Source organism: Aeromonas sp. FDAARGOS 1418 (assembly GCF_019048585.1).
Lineage (GTDB): Bacteria > Pseudomonadota > Gammaproteobacteria > Enterobacterales > Aeromonadaceae > Aeromonas > Aeromonas caviae.
On sequence record NZ_CP077387.1, the window covers coordinates 2,628,557 to 2,647,003 of the forward strand.

Annotated in this window: 17 protein-coding genes and 1 other RNA gene; 15 read left to right on the top strand and 3 right to left on the bottom strand. The window is 63.0% G+C overall.

Going from position 1 to position 18,447, the window contains the following annotated elements:
* Positions 1-36: 36 nt before the first annotated feature.
* Both I6L48_RS12315 and I6L48_RS12320 read left to right on the top strand, forming a co-directional pair.
* On the top strand, positions 37-2,010 hold the full coding sequence (locus tag I6L48_RS12315; protein WP_216987281.1) for a methyl-accepting chemotaxis protein: 1,974 nt from the start codon (positions 37-39) through the stop codon (positions 2,008-2,010).
* Positions 2,011-2,078: 68 nt separating this feature from the next.
* The gene (locus I6L48_RS12320; protein WP_039038755.1) at positions 2,079-2,954 is read left to right on the top strand and encodes an OmpA family protein; all 876 of its coding nucleotides are present in this window, start codon (positions 2,079-2,081) and stop codon (positions 2,952-2,954) included.
* Positions 2,955-3,054: 100 nt separating this feature from the next.
* Here the strand turns inward: I6L48_RS12320 and suhB are convergent, their stop codons facing one another.
* A complete protein-coding gene (suhB, locus tag I6L48_RS12325) occupies positions 3,055-3,858 on the bottom strand; it encodes an inositol-1-monophosphatase (RefSeq protein ID WP_039038754.1) in 804 nt (267 codons plus the stop codon).
* Positions 3,859-4,058: 200 nt separating this feature from the next.
* On the opposite strand from suhB, the gene I6L48_RS12330 reads away from it, so the two are divergent.
* The 8 genes from I6L48_RS12330 to emrD all read left to right on the top strand — a co-directional run bounded on the left by I6L48_RS12330 (position 4,059) and on the right by emrD (position 12,325).
* Positions 4,059-4,514, top strand: a complete 456-nt coding sequence (locus tag I6L48_RS12330; RefSeq protein WP_039038753.1) for a hypothetical protein — start codon at positions 4,059-4,061, stop codon at positions 4,512-4,514.
* Positions 4,515-4,634: 120 nt separating this feature from the next.
* Complete coding sequence (locus tag I6L48_RS12335; protein WP_113070110.1) at positions 4,635-5,243, top strand: glutathione S-transferase family protein; 609 nt, start codon at positions 4,635-4,637, stop codon at positions 5,241-5,243.
* A gap of 31 nt (positions 5,244-5,274) precedes the next feature.
* On the top strand, positions 5,275-5,937 hold the full coding sequence (locus I6L48_RS12340; RefSeq protein WP_052816370.1) for a glutathione S-transferase family protein: 663 nt from the start codon (positions 5,275-5,277) through the stop codon (positions 5,935-5,937).
* A gap of 195 nt (positions 5,938-6,132) precedes the next feature.
* A complete protein-coding gene (locus I6L48_RS12345) occupies positions 6,133-7,659 on the top strand; it encodes an ABC transporter substrate-binding protein (RefSeq protein ID WP_216987282.1) in 1,527 nt (508 codons plus the stop codon).
* Positions 7,656-8,618, top strand: coding sequence for an ABC transporter permease (locus I6L48_RS12350; protein WP_216987283.1), 963 nt, complete (start codon positions 7,656-7,658; stop codon positions 8,616-8,618). The genes I6L48_RS12345 and I6L48_RS12350 overlap by 4 nt, the downstream gene beginning before the upstream one ends.
* Before the next feature lie 2 nt (positions 8,619-8,620).
* Positions 8,621-9,427 carry an ABC transporter permease gene (locus tag I6L48_RS12355; RefSeq protein ID WP_216987284.1) on the top strand — a complete coding sequence of 269 codons (807 nt, stop codon included), beginning with the start codon at positions 8,621-8,623 and terminating at the stop codon, positions 9,425-9,427.
* Positions 9,424-10,854, top strand: coding sequence for an ABC transporter ATP-binding protein (locus I6L48_RS12360; RefSeq protein WP_216987285.1), 1,431 nt, complete (start codon positions 9,424-9,426; stop codon positions 10,852-10,854). The genes I6L48_RS12355 and I6L48_RS12360 overlap by 4 nt, the downstream gene beginning before the upstream one ends.
* Before the next feature lie 271 nt (positions 10,855-11,125).
* On the top strand, positions 11,126-12,325 hold the full coding sequence (gene emrD / locus I6L48_RS12365; RefSeq protein ID WP_216987286.1) for a multidrug efflux MFS transporter EmrD: 1,200 nt from the start codon (positions 11,126-11,128) through the stop codon (positions 12,323-12,325).
* A gap of 134 nt (positions 12,326-12,459) precedes the next feature.
* Here emrD and ssrS read toward each other — a convergent pair.
* A non-coding RNA gene (gene ssrS / locus I6L48_RS12370) (6S RNA) lies at positions 12,460-12,642 on the bottom strand.
* A gap of 16 nt (positions 12,643-12,658) precedes the next feature.
* The gene (zapA, locus tag I6L48_RS12375) at positions 12,659-12,991 is read right to left on the bottom strand and encodes a cell division protein ZapA (RefSeq protein ID WP_010675086.1); all 333 of its coding nucleotides are present in this window, start codon (positions 12,989-12,991) and stop codon (positions 12,659-12,661) included.
* 173 nt (positions 12,992-13,164) lie between these two features.
* Here zapA and I6L48_RS12380 point away from each other — a divergent pair, with 173 nt between their 5' ends.
* From I6L48_RS12380 to gcvH, 5 genes are all read left to right on the top strand, one after another.
* Complete coding sequence (locus tag I6L48_RS12380) at positions 13,165-13,734, top strand: UPF0149 family protein (RefSeq protein ID WP_042864005.1); 570 nt, start codon at positions 13,165-13,167, stop codon at positions 13,732-13,734.
* A 187-nt stretch (positions 13,735-13,921) separates the two neighbouring features.
* Positions 13,922-15,145 carry a 2-octaprenyl-6-methoxyphenyl hydroxylase gene (gene ubiH / locus I6L48_RS12385; protein WP_216987287.1) on the top strand — a complete coding sequence of 408 codons (1,224 nt, stop codon included), beginning with the start codon at positions 13,922-13,924 and terminating at the stop codon, positions 15,143-15,145.
* Positions 15,146-15,246: 101 nt separating this feature from the next.
* Positions 15,247-16,467, top strand: a complete 1,221-nt coding sequence (locus tag I6L48_RS12390; RefSeq protein ID WP_180898920.1) for an FAD-dependent 2-octaprenylphenol hydroxylase — start codon at positions 15,247-15,249, stop codon at positions 16,465-16,467.
* Positions 16,468-16,848: 381 nt separating this feature from the next.
* Positions 16,849-17,946, top strand: a complete 1,098-nt coding sequence (gene gcvT / locus I6L48_RS12395; RefSeq protein ID WP_010675082.1) for a glycine cleavage system aminomethyltransferase GcvT — start codon at positions 16,849-16,851, stop codon at positions 17,944-17,946.
* Positions 17,947-18,022: 76 nt separating this feature from the next.
* Positions 18,023-18,412 carry a glycine cleavage system protein GcvH gene (gene gcvH / locus I6L48_RS12400; protein WP_010675081.1) on the top strand — a complete coding sequence of 130 codons (390 nt, stop codon included), beginning with the start codon at positions 18,023-18,025 and terminating at the stop codon, positions 18,410-18,412.
* Positions 18,413-18,447 lie beyond the last annotated feature (35 nt).

The following is an 18,447-nucleotide window of genomic DNA, read 5'->3' on the forward strand; positions in this document are numbered from 1 at the left end:
TATAATGGGCGACGTCAACCATGGAGGGAGAGGACGATGAAGAAGCTGGGATTGGCACACAAGATGATGTTGGTGGTCTGTCTGCCGCTGTTGGCCCTGCTGTTTTTCTCCGGCCGGTACGTCTATGAACGTTATCGGGTCGAACAGGAGATGAGCGGCGCCCTGGTCGCGCTGGCGGTGGTGAAGGAGGCGGCGCAGCTGGCCCATGAGCTGCAACGGGAGCGCGGCATGTCGGCCGGCTTCCTCGGCTCTGGCGGCAACAAGTTTCGCGATGCGCTGCCTGCCCAGCGCAAGGTGGTGGACAGCCTGTTGCAGCGTTTTCATCAGGATCCTGCCTTGCTGGCGCTGACGGAGGTGCAGCAGGGAGTGGCGGGACTCACCGCCATGCGTGAGCGGGTCAGCGCCCTGGGGGTCGAGGTGGCGGAACAGGTCGGTTTCTATACTCGCCTCGTGACCGCTTTGCTGGCGGTGGTGGACAAGATAAGCGTCGACAGCATGGATGCCACCATCGCCCTGCAGACCAATGCCTACGCCGCCTTCCTGCAGAGCAAGGAGCGTGCGGGGCTGGAGCGGGCGACGCTCAGCAACGTCTTTGGCCGTGACAGCTTCACGCCTGCGCTGCTGCAGCAGTTCATCTCCCTGCTGGCGGCCCAGAACACCTATCTCGAACGTTTCCAGGCGGTGGCGAGTCCCGCCCAGCGTCAGTTGCTGAACGACAGCCTCGCCTCATCCGTGGTGGCCAAGGTGGCCGCCATGGAGAAACTGGCCCTGGACAAGGCGGCAAGCGGCGGTTTTGGTGTCGATGCGGAGGCCTGGTTTGCCTTGAGTACCGACAAGATAGGCCTGCTCAAGGAGATAGAAGACAGCCTTTATCAACAGCTCTTCGAGCGGGTTGAACAGATGCGGGTCGGGAGTGCCAGTGACTTCTGGTGGGGGGCGGCTGGCGTGTTGCTGTGCATCGTCCTGACCTCCTTCGTCTGCTGGCGGGTGGTGCGGGATCTGCATCTGGGCTTCATGGCCCTGCACCAGACCTTCAAGCGCCTGGTGCAGGAGAACGACCTGACCGTTCGGGTCGACTGGCGATCCGGGGATGAGCTGGGGGCCCTGGCGCGGGATCTGAACCATTTCCTCGGGCACCTGGAGAGTTTGCTGCTGGCTGTGCGCCACTCCTGTGACGTGCTGATACGCAGCGCCGCCAGCTCGGCCGAAGTCATTGCCGAGGTGAATGCCGGCGTAGTCAGGGGATGCGGGCAGGTGGATCTGGTGGCGACTGCCGCCACCGAGATGGCATCGACTGTCGCGGAGATTGCCCGTAACGCCACCCAGACCTCCCAGGCGACTCAGCAGGCCATCGGCCGGGCGAAGCAGGGTGACAAGGAGGTGGATCAGACCATCCACACCATCCAGCAGGTGGCGGGCACGCTGGTGGATACCCGGCACCTGGTGGACAGCCTGCATCGGGATACCGAGTCGGTGGGGGAGGCCTTGAGCCTCATCAAGCAGATCTCGGACAGAACCAACCTGCTGGCCCTCAATGCCGCCATCGAGGCGGCCCGTGCTGGTGAATCCGGGCGCGGTTTTGCAGTGGTGGCCGACGAGGTGAGAGCGCTTGCCTCCCGTACCCAGCAGGCGGCGGATGACATAGAGCGGATGCTGGGCCGCTTGCGCCAGGGGGCCAACGAGGCGGTGGCTGCCATGCACACGGGGACCGAACAGGCGGGTCTTAGCGTGACGGAGGCCAAGCGGGCGGGGAGCGAGCTGACCGACATCGTCAACGAGGTGCGCAAGGTGAGCGACATGACGGCCCAGGTGGCCACCGCCACCGAGGAGCAGCGTTACGTGACCGACGACATCCAGCAAAACGTGATGACCATCCGCGATGTGTATGAAGCCCATCGCCAGCACTCCCATACCCTGCAACAACACAGTGCCGAACTGGATGCCCTGGCCCGGGATCTGGCGGGACGCATCGCCAGCTTCAAGCTGATGGCCCCTTCTTCCCCCCACTGAGCGTTTTGACCTAAAGCTTGTCCTGCCGCTGCCGATAGATAATTCGAGATAGTGTGGAGGACAAGCCGTTGAATGCTTGGGTGTTGGGGTTGATCAGCATATCAGTGAGTATGCAGTTGCAGGCGGGTGTGACCGAATTTGGCGCCGGTCTGGATCAATCCGTCTGGCGCCTGACCTCTGATACCCAGGTGGAGTGCAGGTTGGAGCATCCTATTCCCCGCTGGGGAACCGGGGCCTTTGTCAGCCGGGCCGGGCGCAAGATCAATCTGGATTTCGAGCTCAAGGGGCAGCGACCCCAGGCGCGTACTCAGACAGTGAGCCTCGGGATCATGCCCCCCAGCTGGCGTCCCGGGGTGGCCGGGCGACAGATCAGCCAGTTGCAGTTCTATCAGCAGTTTGACGGCCTGGTGGCGGGGCAGACCGCCTGGACCATGCTGGACGAGCTGGAAGGAGGGCGTATGCCGACTTTCCAGTATCGCGACTGGTATCGTCAGGACAGGCCGGTGCGGGTATCGCTCTCGTCGGTCAATTTCAGGGTCAAGTACCAGGCGTTCATGGACTGCCTGAGTGGCTTGCTGCCCTACAGCTTCAACGACATCGCCTTCAGCGTGCTCTCCTATGACAAGAACAGCGATCAGTTGTCACCGGCCTCCAAGCGGCGGCTGGCGATGATCGGTGATTATGTGAAGGCAGACAAGAGCATCGATGTGGTGGTGATCGACGCCTACAGCGACAGCTATGGAGGCCGCTGGCCAAACCAGAAGCTCTCCGAGAAGCGGGCGGATGCCATCAAGCAGGTGTTTGTGGATCTCGGTATCGAGGAGGGCAAGATCTCGGTGGAAGGGCACGGTGAGAAACAGCACGTGGCCTCCAACGAAACGGAAGCTGGCCGAGCCAAGAACCGCCGGGTGGTGATCAACATGGGACGCAACGGCACTATCTGATCCCGTTGAGTCATCGAGAGGGGCGGGATTTTCGCTGTAGTCAGGAATAAAAAATGCCAGTCGGCGAACCGACTGGCATTTTTTTCGCGGGTATCCGGGATTACTTGGCCAGGGATTCCGGCAGGTTTTCGCGGATCTTGCCGAGCATCTCTTTCAGCACGCGGGGGTTGGCCACCACGATGTTGCCGGAGTTTTCGTAGTTGTGACCACCGACGAAGTCGGTGACGATGGCGCCGGCTTCCTTGGCCAGCAGCTCACCGGCGGCGGTGTCCCAGGGCTTGAGGCCGATTTCCCAGAAACCGTCGACGCGGCCAGCGGCCACATAGGCGAGATCCAGCGCGGCGGAGCCAGCACGACGGATATCGGCACACTCGATGAACATGCTCTGGAACATCTTCAGATAGGGTTCGATGTGGTGCTTCTGCTTGAACGGGAACCCGGTGGCCAGGATAGTGCCGGAGAGCTCTTTGGCCTTGCCGACACGGATGCGGTAGCCGTTCAGCTGGGCGCCGCTGCCACGGGTGGCAGTGAACAGCTCGTCACGGATGGGATCGTAGACAACGGCTTGTTCGGTCTTGCCCTTGACGCGCAGAGCGATGGAAACGGCAAAGTGCGGAATGCCCTTGACCAGGTTGGTCGTGCCATCCAGTGGGTCGATGATCCATTGGTAGTCCGGATTGGTACCGGCAATCTCGCCAGACTCTTCAGCAACGATGCTGTGTTCCGGGTAAGATTTTTTGATGGTGTGAATGATGGCCGCTTCGGCGTCACGGTCAACGTTGGTCACGAAGTCATTGCTGCCTTTCTGGATAACCTCGATGTTCTCGGGTTGAGAAAAGGCTTTTACTACTACTTGACCGGCGTTGCGCGCAGCGCGCACGGCGATATTCAGCATCGGATGCATAGGTTCACCACTGGATGTTAAAGAACGGGGGATAAAAGGACGCGACATCTTACCAAGATATTCGGGAATAGCAACTGCTATGCCCTCATTCGGTCAGGGGGGTGACTGACAGATCTGACGGCTCCAATAAAGACCTGTAATCAACTAGTCTTATCGCGACAGCCGGATAACAGGCTGTGGTGAGCATAGGGATATGAGCCATGAATCTGTCATTAGTCAGTCAGAAACCGTCGTCGCCGACGACTCTGGGTGTGTTGGCCGCACTGCGTGCCGCCAGCGAAGAGAGCGATTATGTCACCGAGGTCCGGGTGGCGCAGCCCCAGCAGTGGCAACCGTCGAAGGACGAAGCGGCGATCCTGCTGCTGGAAGAAGAGGGCGCTGCCTGGCCTGCTCCGCTCTGGCCTGCAGGAGGCAGTGCACTGGGATTGCCGGTGCTTCCCCTGTTGGTGCATCGACAGTATGAACATCCTCCACAGGGGCCGGATGTCAGGGATCCGCATTTTTATTTCGTCTCCAACGGTATTCTGCTGGATGAGGCCGAACTGGCGGATCCTGCCTGCAGCCTGGTGCTGCAAAGCAAGTTTGAATCCTATTTCCCGCTGCTTTCCCGTCTTATCTTGCTGCGCCAGCGCCAACCAGGGGTACTGAGCAGCTAATCATCTCCCCCTCGATGCGGGCTGTTCAAGGGGCACAATATTTGTCATAACTGACCGATATTGTGCCGCTTTGCTATGGCCTGCGCAGCGGCTCACTGTGTGTTCGTCGACGGAGGTGACATGAAGGTTTATGAGCTGAGACGAGCCCCCAATGCCCGTCGGGTCAGAATGTTTCTGGCGGAGAAGGGGATCGAGATGGAATATCAGCAGGTCGATCTGGGGGCGGGGGAAAACCTGGCGCCCGCCTTTTTGACCAAGAACCCGGCCGGGCGCATTCCTGTGCTGGAACTCGATGACGGAACCTGTCTGAGTGAAACCCTGGCCATCTGTCGCTATTTTGAAGAGCTCCACCCCGAGCCGAACCTGTTTGGCAGTACCGCGCTGGAGCGCGCCACCATAGAGATGTGGAGTCGCTTCATCGAGTTCAAGCTCTGGCTGCCGACCGGTATGGCGTTTCGTCATATCACCGGTTTTTACAAAGACCGGGAGCGGGTCTTCCCCGAATGGGGGGAGGAGTGCAAGCAACAGGCTCAGATCTGGTTTGACAAGCTTGATGCCCGTCTTGCCGAGGTGCCCTATATTGCGGGGGAGCGCTTCACCATCGCCGACATTCTTGCCCTCTGTACCATTGATTTTGGCAAGGTGGTTGGCCTGCGTATCACCCCCGAACAGCCTCGTTTGCAGGACTGGCATGACCGGGTGAGTGCCCGGCCCAGCGCCCAGGCTTGATCCTTTCCCCTGAACGTTCAAGGAGTCCAAGATGATAGAGTTGTACACTGCCGCCACGCCCAACGGGTTCAAGGTGTCGATCGCCCTCGAAGAGCTGGGGCTGCCCTACAAGGTCATTCCCCTTGATTTCGCGACCATGGAGCAGAAGAAGCCCGAGTTCCTGGCCATCAACCCCAATGGCCGCATCCCGGCCATCATCGATCGGGACAATGGTGACTTCGCGGTGTTCGAGTCCGGCGCCATCCTTATCTATCTGGCGGAAAAAACCGGCAAGTTGCTGCCGCAGGATCCCAAGCGCCGCTCCCAGGCCATCCAGTGGCTGATGTTCCAGATGGGAGGCGTCGGTCCCATGATGGGGCAGGCCAACGTCTTCTATCGCTATTTCCCCGAGAAGATCCCGGCCGCCATCGAGCGTTACCAGAAGGAGGGGCGACGCCTGTTCGAGGTGCTCGACGGTCATCTGGCACACCATGAGTATCTTGCGGACGAGTACAGCATCGCCGACATCGCTACCTGGCCCTGGGTGCGCATCCACGACTGGAGTGGTATCTCCATCGAGGGGTTGGTGCATTTGCAGGCCTGGATGGCACGCATGGAAGCCAGGCCCGCCTGCCAGAAGGGCATCACCATTCCACCGCGCAATGAGAGCCCCGAGGATCAGGTCAAGCGGGCGCAGCAGATGGTGACTCGCTGACACCATCATGATGGCCCTGACGGGCCATCTTTTTTATTCCCCTTTGACTCCCCGTTGTTTGACGATCTGCATCGCAGTCGCTTTTTGTCTTTCAAATAAGCCATTTATCAAAAATCAAAAGTCATTCTTCCTGATTAATTGTTATGTTATAACGCCATTTCTTTGGTTGATGAACATGAAGCTTGGATGGAAAGGATGACAAAAAAATGCACCGCAGCCGGGTGGTTCGCCCTGGCTCTGATGGCAGGAACGACTGCTGCCGACGGCAAACCGCTTGCCATGGTGGGGCCCTGGGAGATCCACAGTGTCGACCCCGCCAGCAACGGGGTCTTCTTTACTCGCATGCAGGTGGCGGAGACCCTGGTAGATGTCGATGGGAAAGGCAATCTGCAACCCGGGCTTGCCAGTGAGTGGTCGCGTAGCGATGACGGTCTGCAGTGGCGATTCACGTTGCGCCCCGGGGCCCGTTTTCACGATGGCAGCGAGGTGAGCGCCGAGCAGGCCGCTTTTGCCCTGCAACAGGCCTGGCGCAAGCCCGGCGTGATGACCAGCGCTCCTATTGCGTCCATCGGGTCTGGAGATGGCGTCTTGAAGGTCACCCTGAGCGAACCCTTCGCCTCCCTGCCCGCCGTGCTGGCCCACCCCAGCACCCAGATCCTGGCGAAGGCCGCCTACGATACCAAGGGGGAGGTAACCCAGGTGATAGGCTCTGGCCCCTACCGCATCACCCGCCTGCAACAACCCCAGCGGATAGAGACTGTGCGTTTCGACGGCTGGCAGGGGGCCAGGCCCGCAATCGAGGTGGTCAGCTACCTGACGGTGGGGCGTGCAGAGAGCCGCACCCTGATGGCCGAGAGCGGTCAGGCCGACATCGCCTGGGGGCTGGATCCGGTCAGCATCCGCCGCTTGCAGCAGGCGTCACGGGTCTCCATCGCCTCGGTCACCCTGCCACGAACCATCCAGCTCAAGCTCAATGGCGCCGATCCTCGTCTGAGCGATCCGGTGGTGCGCCGTGCCCTGAGTCTCGCCATCGATCGTCGTGGTATGGCAGCCGCCCTGCTGCGGGATCCAGAGATGGCGGCAACCCAGCTCTTTCCTCCCACCCTGGGGGAGTGGCACCAGCTCGGGTTGACGCCGCTTGCCTATGACGTCAAGGCGGCCCGGGCGGCCTTCGCGGCGGCAGGCTGGCAGCCGGGGGAGGACGGTGTGCTGCGCAAGGGGGAAGAGCGCTTCGCCCTGACCCTGCGTACCTTCCCTGACCGTCCGGAGCTGCCGCTCCTCGCCACGGCACTGCAGGCGCAGTGGAAGGCGGTAGGGGTGGAGCTCAAGGTGGCGGTGGGCAACTCGAGCGAGATCCCGGCGGGCCATCAGGACGGCTCCCTCCAGCTTGGTCTCTACGCCCGCAATTATGCCCTGGTACCGGATCCCCTGGTCACGTTGCTGGGGGACTTGGCCCCTGCCGGTGCGGACTGGGGGGTGATGAACTGGCACTCCCCGGCCATGACGCAAACACTGACCCGCCTTGCCACGCAAGCCTTGTCGCCCACAGACGCCGCCGCGGCTCGCCGGGAGATAGCCACGACATTGCAACAGGAGTTGCCGCTCCTGCCCATCGCCTGGTACCGCCAGAGCGCGGCGGTCAGTCGGGGGCTGGAGGGGTTTGAACTCGATCCCCAGGAGCGCAGCTATGGCCTGGACAAGTTGACATGGAGCGCACGATGACAGCGACACCCTTGTCTCGCGTCATGGGGATACTGGGTCAGCGTCTGGTGCAGGCGCTGGTGGTTGCCCTGCTGGTGGCCGGACTCTGTTTTCTGATGGTGCAGTCCCTGCCCGGAGACATCGCCTTTCGCATCGCGGCGGGTCGTTATGGCTATGACTATGTCACCGCCGAGGCGGCCAACGCGGTGCGCAGCGAGCTGGGGCTGGCCGGCTCGGCCCTTGCCCGTTTTGGCGACTGGCTGTGGGCCTTGCTGCAAGGGGATCTCGGCAGCTCCCTGGTGACGGGCGCACCGGTCGCCGCCGACGTGGGTCATCACCTGGGCGCCACCCTGACGCTCGCGAGCACCTCCGTGGTGCTGGCGCTGGTGGTGGCGCTGCCGCTTGGCAGCCTGAGTGCGCTGCGCCCGGGGGGATGGTGTGATCGCCTGACCCTGGGCTGGAGCGTGCTGATGCGTGCGTTACCCCCCTTCTTGCTCGGCCTGGTGCTCATGGTGATGCTCTCGGTGGAGCTGGGCTGGGTCAGTGCGGCAGGGCACGGGGAGGGGAGCAACCTGCTGCTGCCCGCCCTGACCCTGGGATTGGGGCTCTCCGGCGTGCTCTCCCGGGTGGTACGTGAAAGCGTGCTCACCGTGGTGCAGTCCGGTTATTACCGATTTGCCCTCACCAAGGGGCTTTCGCCGGCCCGGGTTTTCTGGCGTCACGGTCTGCGCAACACCGGGGTCAGCATCATCGCCTATACCAGCGTGCAACTGGTGCTGCTCATCGAGGGGGTCGTGGTGGTCGAGAGCCTGTTTGCCTGGCCCGGGATCGGCCATGCGCTGGTGCACGCCATCTTCTGGCGCGATATCCCCATGGTTCAGGGGACAGTGCTGGTGCTGGCGGTGCTCTTCGTGCTGCTCAATACCCTCACCGATCTGCTTTGTCTTGCCATTGACCCCCGTGGTCCCAAGGAGTCCTGATCATGTCGTTGTCTGTCAAAACGGGGCTGGGCCTGCTCCTGCTGGTGGTGCTGTTTGCCCTGCTGGGCCCCGTGCTCTGGCCCGATCCGGCGGCTCAGGATCTGGCACAGTTTCTGGCTGATCCCTCCTGGCAGGAGCCCCTCGGGCGGGATCAGATGGGGCGCAGCCTGATGGCGCGCCTCGCGGCGGCGACCCGGCTCTCCCTGCTGCTGGGACTGCTGTGCGTCATCACGGCGGCGCTGTTGGGGTCATTGCTGGGCTGGCTCTCGGCCTGGCGCGGCGGCTGGGTCGACGCTCTGCTGCGCAGCCTGGCCGACGGCGTGCTGGCCCTGCCAGGCCTGTTGCTGGTGCTGCTCTTCTCCGCCATGGCCCAGGGTGGCTTTGCCATCCTCTATCTCGGGTTGGCCATGGCCCAGTGGGTGGAGTATTACCGGGTGGTGCGTGCCCGCAGCCGGGGGCTGCTCGCCTCGCCCCAGGTGGAGGCGTCCCGTTTGCTGGGATTCGGCCATGCCCATGTGGTGCGGCGCCATCTCTGGCCCGAGCTCGCCCCCCAGTTGCTCACCATGATGGCCTTCGGCCTAGCGGGTGCCATTCTAACCCTCTCTACCCTGGGCTTTGTCGGAGTGGGCATTCAGCCGCCAACGCCCGAGCTGGGGCTGATGATGACGGAGGCGCTGCCCCACTATCAGGAGGCTCCCCGTCTGTTACTGGCCCCCATTCTTGTCATGGGGCTGATGTTGCTGGCCCTGGTGCTGCTTCATCAGACGCGCGGCCTTGACATGCCATCTTCACAAGGAGCCACCTCATGACGGCCATTCATATCAAGGGGTTGCAGGTCGATGATGGCCAGAAAACCCTGTTGCAGGCGCTGGATTTCACCATTCATCCCGGCACCGCCCTGACCCTGATCGGGGAGAGCGGTTCGGGCAAATCCCTGTTGGCTCATGCCCTGATGGGGACCTTGCCAGCCCCCCTGACAGGCCGGGGCGAGATGGTGTCGGGTGGCCGCCATCACAACCTGGCCGACACGCCTCGTCTGCGCACTCTCTGGGGGCGGGAGCTGGCGATGCTGCCCCAGGAGCCGGTGCTGGCGCTGGATCCCACCATGGGGTTGCTTGCCCAGGTGGAGGAGGGGTGGCTGCCAGGGGGTAAGGAGGCCCGATCGCGGGCCCGCGCCGCCCTCGAGCGGCTTGGACTGGCCGGGCGGGAGGGCGCTTTTGTACACCAGCTCTCAGGAGGCATGGCCCAGCGCGCGGCCTTTGCCGCCGCCACCCTGGGGGAGGCCCGTCTGCTGGTGGCCGACGAGCCCACCAAGGGGCTCGACAGCCGGGCCGCAGCCAGGCTGGGTGCCTTGTTGCTGGGCTACCTGGCCCGTGGACGCCATCTGCTGACCATCACCCATGATCTCTCCCTGGCTCGCGCATTGGGGGGCTGGGTGCTGGTGGTCAAGGGAGGAGAGATCGTGGAGCAGGGGCCCGCCGAGCGTGTGCTGCACATGCCATCCCATGCCTATACCCGGGCCCTGCTGGCGGCGGAGCCCTCCGCCTGGCCCGAGGCGACCATCCCTCCCACCGGTGACTGGCTCATCCGCGGGAAGGGGCTTGCCATGGGATATGGGGATCAACCCCTGTTCACGGGGCTGGACCTTGCCCTGGCGCAAGGGGAGCGAATGGCCATCATGGCGCCGAGCGGCGCGGGCAAGAGCACCCTCGGCAACGTGCTGCTGGGTCTGCAACGCCCCCTGCAAGGGGAGGTGCTGCGCCGGGAAGGGATAGCCCCCTGCCGCTGGCAGAAGCTCTATCAGGATCCGGTGCAGGCCTTTGCCAGCCGGGTGCGCCTCGCCACCCAGTTCGATGATGTGCTGCGTCTGCACAGGCTGCCTCGCCATCGGCTTGTCGACTATCTGGCCCGGTTGGGGCTGGATGAACGGCTGCTGACGCGCCTGCCAAACCAGGTCTCGGGAGGGGAGCTGCAGCGGCTGTCGCTTATCCGGGCCCTGCTGCTGCGCCCCGTGCTGCTGTTCGCCGATGAGCCCACGTCCCGGCTCGATCCCTTGAGCCAGCAACAGACCATCGCCTGTATGCTGGAGGAACTGGGAGAGATAGGCTGCGCCCTGCTGCTGGTGACCCATGACGAGGGGCTGGCCGGCAAGGTTGCCCCTCGTTGTCTGAGACTGGGGGAGGTAGGTTCCCCCATGTTCGAAGGCGCGTCGGCCGAGGTGAGAAGAGTGGGGTAAAGAGGGGACAGGATGAATCCTTCCCCCATGATGAGATGACAGTGACGGGGCCTTGGGCCCCGTCGCATTAGAAAAACTTGGGTAAGCAGATTATAAAGTTTCGTTCGTTTTTTGTGATATGAATCACTAAGATTGTCGTAAGCCAGAGAGCGTCCTGCTGCTGGCGGGTGCGGGTCCTCCGCCTTGTTCCTCTTCAACGACCTTTGTCAGACACCTCCTGCAGATCCCTGCCCGGAGGGTGGCGGCTTTTTGATTTTTTTCGGACGACAGTATGTATCGGCACAGCTTCTATCCCCTGTTTTTCCTGACCATTCTGATGGTCGCCGTGGGTCAGATGACCCAGACCCTCTATGTGCCCTCCATTCCCATGATGGCGGGGGACTTCCATGTGGCCTCCGGCCAGCTGCAGGCGGTGATGGCCTGCTACCTCATTCCCTACGGCCTCTCCCAGTTCGTTTATGGCCCCTTGTCGGATCGCATCGGTCGTCGTCCTGTGCTCATAATCGGCATGATTATCTTCCTGGTCGGCACCCTCACCATCCAGCTGATCCCGAGCTTCACCGCCCTGCTGGCGGGCAGCCTGATCCAGGGGCTGGGCACCGGGGCAGGGGGCGCCATGAGCCGGACCGTGATGCGCGACCGTTACAGTGGCGCCGAGCTCAACCGTGCCAACAGCCTGGTAAGCATGGGGGTCATCTTCTCCCCCCTGCTGGCACCTGTGCTGGGCGGCTGGCTCACCGATCTGTTCAACTGGCGTGCCGGCTACTGGTTCCTGTTCGGTTTTGGTGCCCTGACCACCCTGGCGCTGCTGGCCTGGTTTGGGGAGACGCTGCCAGCATCCGCCCGCCAGCATTCGCTGCGGGTGGGCGCCGCCTATCGTCATGTGCTCGGCAACCCGCGCTTTCAGGGCAACCTGCTCTGTCTGATGGCCACCTTTGCCGGCCTCGCAGTATTCGAGGCGGCGGCCGGGGTGTTGCTGGGGGACGTGCTCAAGCTGAGTGCCCGCACCGTCAGCGTGCTGTTCGTGCTGCCGCTGCCCGGTTATCTGTTCGGCGCCTGGCTCTCCGCCAGACTGAGTTTTCGCCTGAGCCAGGGCAAGCTGATGCGCCTTGGCATCGCCTTCCTGGCCCTGGGGTCGCTCATCATCCTGGTACCCGGGCTGCTCGGCATGGTGAGCGCTGCCTCCCTCGTGGGCGGGGCTGCGGTCTACTTCATTGGCAGCGGCATTCTCTATCCGACCGCCACCTCCTGTGCCATCGAGCCCTTCCCGGGCCAGGCTGGCACCGCGGGAGCCGTGCTCGGGGGCATGCAGAATCTGGGGGCTGGCGTGGTAACCCTGCTGGCCGCCAGCTTCCCGATGACGGGGCAGGTGACCCTGGGGGCCATCATGACGGTGATGGTGCTGATCGTGGCCTTGAGCTTTGTGTGGCTGCGCCACCACGGCGCGCCCCACGAGCAGATGGCCGTCTGACACGGCCAAGAGCCCGCCCCGTTGGCGGGCTTTTTACTGCCTCCTGCCGGGTGGCGAGACGCCGCAGGGGAGTGGAAGGGGGATACCGCGCAGGCAAAGAAAAAGCCCGTCGTGATGACGGGCTTTTTTTGGGTAGGTACCCCGGAGATGCCGTTGCCGGTTTGGGCCCTTGAACCGTCGGTTCAAGGCGGAGATCTAATCTGGCCGCAGGCTTCTCGGTCGGGCCGAGCATGCTCAATAGCCAGAAGGCAGACCCCCTGTTTGGTATGAATATCGGCTCGGGGACTTGAACCGGCTGACAAACACTCCAGGGAATTTCAAAACTCGGTGCGATTAGGGCTGTTGCGCCTCTTCGCTGGATTCACCGTATTGTCCGTGCTCGATCAATGCGGCTTCGATGGTGCGTTGCAGCATCTTGATCCGCTTGTCCATGGTCTCAGAGTATTGGTGGTTTTTCTCTTTTTCAAGGCAGAGCTCGTGACAGAAATTGAGCGCTGCCATGACGGCCAGCTGTTCGTTGCTGGAGACCTTGGAACGTTGACGAAGCTCGATGAGCTTGTCGGTCAGCTGGTCGGCGGCCTGGCGCAGGGCATCTTGTTGTCCCAGGGGACAGGACACCTTGTAGGGACGTCCCAGAATGACGATTTCTACGGCCTCTATGCTCATGCCTTCCTCAATACGGCGGGGCTGATTTCCGCCTTTATCCACGTGGACAACTGGGCGGGACTATATAGCGCAGATGCAGAAGTTTCAAGGCCTTGCTGGCTCTGGCAGGGGGAGAATGCTAGGATCTCGGCCATAAATTCTGCATATTTGCCTGAACTTTGAGCGGATCCTAGATGAGCAAAACAAACCCCCTGAAATACGCCGCCGTGGCGGACCTGATGGCACAGCACGACCTCATGGCGACGGCCGTCGAGGCCCATGGCGTGATCTGCGGCCTGGTGTGCGGTGGCGTGGCCCTGGACGACAAAAGCTGGCAGCCCCATTTCAATGATCTGATCAACGACGGTTTCGGTCTGCCGGCACCGGTGCGCCAGGTGATGACCGACCTCTATCACGAGGTGATCGAGAGCCTGATGGCACAAAAGGGCGTCGAGCTGCTGCTGCCAAGCGACGAGGCGCCGCTCGATGAGCGCATCGACTCGCTGGTGGACTGGTCCCAGGCCTTCCTGGCCGGCTTTGGCGTGGTGCAACAGGAGCTCTCCAAGGCATCCGAAGAGCTGCAGGAGATGATTCAGGACATCGCCAGCATCACCCAGGTCTCTGCCGAATTCGATCAGGAAGATGAAGAGAACGAAGCCTCCTTCCTGGTGCTCTACGAACACGTGCGCCTCGGGGTCATGATGGCGTTCGAGGAGTTTGGCAAGCGCCCGGCCGCACCGAGCACGCCGCCGACCCTGCACTGATCTGCCTGCCCATCGGGTCAATGAAAGAGCGCATCACGGCGCTCTTTCTGTTTTACAAGGGGTGAGAGCAGGGGAGGTACTCTGCTAACCCATGGTGCCAAAGCGGTTTTTTGCCCGTGGCTTCGCATCCCGTTCGCCACCTTTGTGGTAGGATTGGCCCACGTTTTTTCGCCTATGCCCTCTTCTCATGTCTCAATCTGATCTGGTTCACGTCGACGTGGCTATCGTCGGCGGTGGTATGAGCGGTGCCGTGCTGGCCCTCTCCCTTGCCGCCCTGAAAGGACAGGATGGCGCCCCCCTGCAGATCCTGCTGCTGGAGGCGAGTGCGCCCGAGCTCAATGCTCATCCCGGTTTCGATGCCCGTGCCATCGCGCTTTCCGCCGGTACCTGCGAGGCGCTGGCCCGTCACGGCCTCTGGCCGCACCTGGCGCCCCACTGCTCCCCCATCACCCATATCCATGTGTCGGATCGGGGCCACTGCGGCCAGACCCGGCTGTCGGCGGCGGAGTATGGCCTGCCCGCCCTCGGTCAGGTGATCGAGCTGTCGGCGGCGGGCATCGTGCTGCAAGAGGCGATTGCCGCCAGCCCGCAGATCCGTATGTTGTGCCCGGCCAGGCTTGCGGCCATCGACCCCGACGAGGGGGGAGTGACGCTCGCCCTGGAGGGGGGCGCGCGCTACCGCACCCGGCTGCTGGTGGCGGCCGACGGGGGCCACTCCTTCGTGCGCCAGCATTTCAAGATGCCGGTCAGTCGCCACGATTATGGTCAGAGCGCCATCATCGCCACCGTCAAGACCGCCGAGGATCCCGCCGGACGGGCCTTCGAGCGCTTCACCGACGGAGGGCCGCTGGCCCTGCTGCCCATGCAGGACGGCCTCTCTTCCCTGGTGTGGAGCGTCCCGCGGGACGAGGCACAGGGGCTGCTTGCACTGGATGACGCCGCCTTTCTCGCCCGTCTGCAGCAGGCTTTTGGCTGGCGCCTCGGGCGCATCGAGCGTACCGGCGTGCGCCACCTTTATCCGCTGGTGCTGACGGTGGCCGACTACCCGCTGGCCCAGCGCACCGTGCTGGTGGGCAACGCCGCCCACCTGCTGCACCCCATCGCCGGTCAGGGGTTCAACCTCGGCATGCGGGATCTGGATGTGCTGACCCGGACCCTGGCCCGTGCGCTCACGGCGGGGGAAGACATCGGTGGCTTTGAGGTGCTAAGCGGCTACTGGCAGCATCGGCGGGACGATCAGGCCCAGACCGTCTGGCTCACGTCCTCCCTGGCCCAGCTCTTCTCAAACCATCACGCTCCCCTGGTGGTGGGCCGCAATCTGGCGCTCTCCCTGATGGGCAGAGTGCCCTGGATCAAGGCACCGCTCGCCTCCCGCACCCTGGGATTCGTGGGCGAGGTGTGCGGCCAATAAGCGCTGTCGCCCTGGGCGGCAAAGACGATTTCGAGCAAGAGGCACGCCTGTGGGCGTCACCTCGCAGATCCTGGCGACCCGCCCGGAAAGGACACAAGAGAATGCAGATGCAAGATGTGGATGTGGTGATCGTGGGGGGGGGCATGGTGGGCCTGGGGCTCGCTGCCGCCCTCAAGAACCGGGCGATCAAGGTGGCCATCGTGGAAGGCCGGCTGCCCGATGCAACGCTCGGTGAGACGCCGGACAACAGGGTCAGTGCCCTGAGCCTCGCGAGTCAGCACATCCTGCAAGGAGTCGGCGCCTGGGACGGCATAGTGGCGCGCCGCCTGCAGCCCTACGAGAAGATGCAGGTGTGGGAGCAGGACAGTTTCGGCCACATCGATTTCGATGCCGCCAGCCTGCGTCAGGGGGCCCTTGGCCACATCGTCGAGAACCGGGTGATCCAGCTTGCGCTGCTGGACGCCATCGCGGGGGCCAGCAATATCCAGATGCTGACCCCGGCCCGGGCCACCAGCCTGCAGTGCGGGCCAGCGGGCGCCCTGCTGCTGCTGGAAGATGGCCAGGCCCTCTCGGCCAAGCTGGTGGTGGCCGCCGACGGCGCCCACTCCTGGGTGCGCCGTCAGGCAGACATTCCCCTCACCAGCTGGGATTACGGTCATCACGCCCTGGTGGCGACGGTGCGTTGTGCCGAGCTCCATGAGGCGGTGGCGCGCCAGATCTTCACCCCTCAGGGGCCGCTCGCCTTCCTGCCCCTGTGGCAGCCCGACCTCTGCTCCATCGTGTGGTCTGTGCCCGCGGCCCGCGCCGAGGCGCTCTGCGCCCTGGATGACGACGGCTTCAACCGCCAGCTCACCGCCGCCTTTGATGGGCGCCTCGGGCTGTGCAAGGTGGAGGGGGCTCGCAGCGCCATTCCGCTCACCGCCCGCTACGCCCGCGACTTTGCCCGCGAGCGCCTGGTGCTGGTGGGGGATGCGGCCCACACCATCCACCCGCTGGCGGGGCAGGGGGTGAATCTGGGCTTGCTGGATGCCGCCGCCCTGGCGGAGCAGATCCTCATTCATCACGGCAAGGGCGCGGACATCGGCCTGCTCGCCAACCTGCGGGGCTATGAGCGCTGGCGCAAGAGCGAGGCGGCGCGCATGCTGGCGGCCATGGAGGGGCTCAAGCGACTGTTTGCGGGCAGCAACCCCCTCAAGAAGCTGGTGCGCGGGGTGGGGCTTCGCGCCGTCGACGGTCTTGGTCCCCTCAAGCAGGGCATGATCCGGGCCGCCATGGGGTTGGATGGGGAGCTGCCCACCCTGGCCAAAGGTGAAAAAATCTAATATTACCCCGGGGTTTTAACAAAAAAACTAATCTGACAGGGCGAGATGCCCCTTCGGGGTGTCAGCCTTTAATGTTGGCGAGAAGCGAAACGTTTTTCTGTAAATTGTGACGGGACGGTAAAAATCAACATTAAATCCCGCAATGGCGTGGTTTTGGCTGTTTTTATCACTGTTTTTGCCTTAGTGTCTGGTGTCAGTGAGTCGGGTGAGGATTAGTTTTTTTTGAGCGGTGCCCCGGCACGCTTGTCATATAATCCGCTCCGTTCAAGGAATCACTCCTGCCCGCCCGGGCGGGAACGAGCACAGAGCTTGTGGTCCGTAGTTCCCGACGAGCCGGGGCGGATTGCGAGTGTTGTCGCGAACGCTTAAGGAAACACAGCGATGATCCAGACTACTGTATTGCATCCGAAACACCTGGAAGCGGGTGCCAAGATGGTGGACTTCCACGGTTGGGAGATGCCCATCAACTACGGTTCCCAGTTGGAAGAGCACCATGTGGTGCGCACCGATGCAGGCATGTTCGATGTCTCCCACATGACCATCGTCGATTTGACCGGCGAGCGGGTCAAAGCCTTCCTGCAACACCTGCTGGCCAACGACGTGGCCAAACTCACCGTCCCCGGCAAGGCCCTCTACAGTGGCATGCTCAATCCGGAAGGCGGCGTCATCGATGACCTCATCACCTATTTCCTGACCGATACCTTCTACCGCCTGGTGGTGAACTCCGCCACCCGCGAGAAGGATCTGGCCTGGATCCGCCATCACGCCATCGACTTTGCCGTGAGCGTGACCGAGCGCCCCGAGCTTGCCATGATCGCTGTGCAGGGCCCCCACGCCAAGGCCAAGGCGGCCAAGGTGTTCACCCCCGAGCAGAATGCGGCGGTCGAAGGCATGAAGCCCTTCTTCGGTGTGCAGGCCGGGGATCTCTTCATCGCCACCACCGGCTACACCGGCGAAGATGGCTACGAGATCGTGGTCCCCCAAGAGAAGGCATGCGATCTGTGGCAGGCCCTGCTGGACAACGGCGTGGCCCCTTGTGGCCTGGGTGCCCGTGATACCCTGCGCCTGGAAGCGGGCATGAACCTCTACGGTCAGGACATGGACGAGTCAATCTCTCCGCTTGCCGCCAACATGGCCTGGACCCTGGCCTGGGAGCCTGCCTCCCGCCAATTCATCGGCCGCGCCGCCCTGGAAGCCCAGAAGGCCGCCGGCAACCAGCCCAAGCTGGTGGGTCTGGTGATGGAAGAAAAGGGCGTGCTGCGTGCCGGCATGCCGGTCACCTTCACCAGCGAGAGCGGCGAGACACGGGAAGGGGTGATCACCTCCGGCTCCTTCTCGCCCACCCTGGGTTACAGCATTGCCCTGGCGCGGGTGCCCCGTGATATCGGCGAACAGGCCCAGGTGGAGATCCGCAAGAAGCAGGTCACCGTGAAAGTCACCAAGCCGGCCTTCGTGCGCAACGGCCAGCCGTTGGTGTAATCATTGATTGCGGTGAGGGTTGACCTTCGCCGCCCCATTTTTGTTGAAGCGATCCAAGAGCATAAAGGAAGCACAAATGAGCCATATCCCGAGCGAACTGAAATATGCCACCTCCCACGAGTGGGTCCGTGTTGAAGCCAACGGCGAAGCCGTGGTCGGCATCACCGAGCACGCCCAGGATCTGCTGGGGGACATGGTGTTCGTCGATCTGCCGGAAGTGGGCAAGCAGGTGAGCGCCGGTGAAGATTGCGCCGTGGCGGAGTCCGTCAAGGCCGCCTCCGACATCTACAGCCCGGTGAGCGGCGAGATCCTGGCCGTCAACGAAGAGCTGGAAGGCAGCCCCGAGCTGGTCAACTCCGACCCCTACGGCGCCGGCTGGCTGTTCCGCATCAAGCTGGACGACGCGGGCGAGCTCGCCAACCTGCTGGATGCCGAAGGCTACCAGAACGTGGTGGACGAAGAGTAATGCCCCCGGGCCCTGCCAACACAGCAGGGCCCACT

Excerpts from the sequence above, each read along its gene's own strand:
- I6L48_RS12315 (WP_216987281.1), top strand. The coding sequence starts at position 37 with ATGAAGAAGCTGGGATTGGCACACAAGATGATGTTGGTGGTCTGTCTG.
- suhB (WP_039038754.1), bottom strand. The coding sequence starts at position 3,858 with ATGCATCCGATGCTGAATATCGCCGTGCGCGCTGCGCGCAACGCCGGT.
- I6L48_RS12330 (WP_039038753.1), top strand. The coding sequence starts at position 4,059 with ATGAATCTGTCATTAGTCAGTCAGAAACCGTCGTCGCCGACGACTCTG.
- I6L48_RS12335 (WP_113070110.1), top strand. The coding sequence starts at position 4,635 with ATGAAGGTTTATGAGCTGAGACGAGCCCCCAATGCCCGTCGGGTCAGA.
- I6L48_RS12340 (WP_052816370.1), top strand. The coding sequence starts at position 5,275 with ATGATAGAGTTGTACACTGCCGCCACGCCCAACGGGTTCAAGGTGTCG.
- I6L48_RS12345 (WP_216987282.1), top strand. The coding sequence starts at position 6,133 with ATGACAAAAAAATGCACCGCAGCCGGGTGGTTCGCCCTGGCTCTGATG.
- I6L48_RS12350 (WP_216987283.1), top strand. The coding sequence starts at position 7,656 with ATGACAGCGACACCCTTGTCTCGCGTCATGGGGATACTGGGTCAGCGT.
- I6L48_RS12355 (WP_216987284.1), top strand. The coding sequence starts at position 8,621 with ATGTCGTTGTCTGTCAAAACGGGGCTGGGCCTGCTCCTGCTGGTGGTG.
- I6L48_RS12360 (WP_216987285.1), top strand. The coding sequence starts at position 9,424 with ATGACGGCCATTCATATCAAGGGGTTGCAGGTCGATGATGGCCAGAAA.
- emrD (WP_216987286.1), top strand. The coding sequence starts at position 11,126 with ATGTATCGGCACAGCTTCTATCCCCTGTTTTTCCTGACCATTCTGATG.
- zapA (WP_010675086.1), bottom strand. The coding sequence starts at position 12,991 with ATGAGCATAGAGGCCGTAGAAATCGTCATTCTGGGACGTCCCTACAAG.
- I6L48_RS12380 (WP_042864005.1), top strand. The coding sequence starts at position 13,165 with ATGAGCAAAACAAACCCCCTGAAATACGCCGCCGTGGCGGACCTGATG.
- ubiH (WP_216987287.1), top strand. The coding sequence starts at position 13,922 with ATGTCTCAATCTGATCTGGTTCACGTCGACGTGGCTATCGTCGGCGGT.
- I6L48_RS12390 (WP_180898920.1), top strand. The coding sequence starts at position 15,247 with ATGCAGATGCAAGATGTGGATGTGGTGATCGTGGGGGGGGGCATGGTG.
- gcvT (WP_010675082.1), top strand. The coding sequence starts at position 16,849 with ATGATCCAGACTACTGTATTGCATCCGAAACACCTGGAAGCGGGTGCC.
- gcvH (WP_010675081.1), top strand. The coding sequence starts at position 18,023 with ATGAGCCATATCCCGAGCGAACTGAAATATGCCACCTCCCACGAGTGG.